The organism is Janibacter indicus, from assembly GCF_900176385.1.
GTDB classification, from domain to species: Bacteria; Actinomycetota; Actinomycetes; order Actinomycetales; family Dermatophilaceae; genus Janibacter; species Janibacter indicus.
This window is the reverse complement of sequence record NZ_FWXN01000028.1, coordinates 1-1311: the sequence shown is the minus strand read 5'-3', so window position 1 is coordinate 1311 and position 1311 is coordinate 1. Positions and strand designations below refer to the sequence as shown.

1 protein-coding gene is annotated in these 1311 nt (G+C 66.7%); it reads left to right on the top strand.

Annotated features, from left to right (window positions below; genetic code table 11):
- Positions 1 to 73: 73 nt before the first annotated feature.
- A protein-coding gene (locus tag B9B60_RS16730) for an IS3 family transposase (protein ID WP_143445641.1) occupies positions 74 to 1311 on the top strand; the annotation gives its coding sequence in 2 pieces (ribosomal slippage) (positions 74 to 419 and positions 419 to 1311; 1239 coding nt annotated over the 2 pieces). This gene is flagged as partial in the annotation.

Below are 1311 nucleotides of genomic sequence, written 5' to 3'. Positions count from 1 at the left end.
GGGGCCTGACCCCGGTTCTTGGACACGCAGAATCCAGCACCTGGTGCTGGGGAAGCGAGATGATTCGAGAATCATGGCCAGGAAGAACTACTCCGAGGAGTTCCGTCGTCAGGCAGTCGACTTGTACGAGTCCACCCCGGGCGCCACGGTCCGCGGCATCGCCGAGGATCTCGGCATCGTGCGGGGCACGCTGCGGGGTTGGCTCGAGGTCTACGGGACCGGGAAGAAGACCGCTGCTGACGGGACGTTGACCTCCAGCCCGCTGCAGTCCAAGCCGTCGAAGAGTTCCTCGACGCCGGCTGATGAGACGTCGGAGCAGAAGATCGCCCGGCTCGAGGCTCGGGTCGACGAGCTCGAGGTCGAGACGACGAAGCTGACCACCGAGCGGGAGATTCTTCAGCGGGCGGCCAAGTATTTCGCCGGGGAGACGCGCTGGTGAGTCGCTTCCAGTTCGTCGCTGACAACTCCGCCACCTTCGCCGATCGCGGCGGGGTGAAGCGACTGTGCGAGCTCGTCGAGGTCGAGCGCTCGTCCTACTACGCCTGGCTCAAGGCTGCCCCGACACGCGAGGGGCGTGCCCGGGCTGATGCCGAGCTCGCGGAGCGGATCAGGGCCGTCCATGCCGAGGACAACACCCAGGGTGCGCCTCGGATCACCGCCGAACTCAACGACAACGCGCCTGCCGGTGCACGGGTGAATCACAAGCGCGTGGCCAGGGTGATGCGGCTGGAGGGCATCCGCGGCTATGTGAAGAAGCGTCGCGTGCGGACCACGATCCCCGAACCCTCGGGGCAGAAGTACCCAGACCTGCTGAACCGGGACTTCACCGCTCCTGCGCCGAACCGACGCTACGTCGGGGACATCACCTACCTGCCGTTGGCCGACGGGACGAACCTGTACCTAGCGACCGTGATCGACTGCTACAGCCGTCGGCTGGCCGGGTGGGCGATCGCCGACCACATGCGCACCGAGCTGGTCGAGGACGCTCTCAACGCCGCTGCCGCGACCCGCGGCAGCCTCAAAGGCGCGATCTTCCACAGCGACCACGGGTCGGTCTACTGCTCGAAGGCCTACGCCAAGCTCTGCAAGAAGCTCGGCATCGCCCAATCCATGGGAGCCGTCGGGTCGTCGGCCGACAACGCGCTCGCCGAGTCGTTCAACGCCACGATGAAGCGCGAGGTCCTCCAAGACGCCGCCTGCTGGAGTGACGACCTGACCTGCCGCCGGCAGGTCTTCAGGTGGCTCGTCCGCTACAACACCCGCCGCCGTCACACTTGGTGCGGCTACCTGTCCCCGTCCACCTACGAGGCC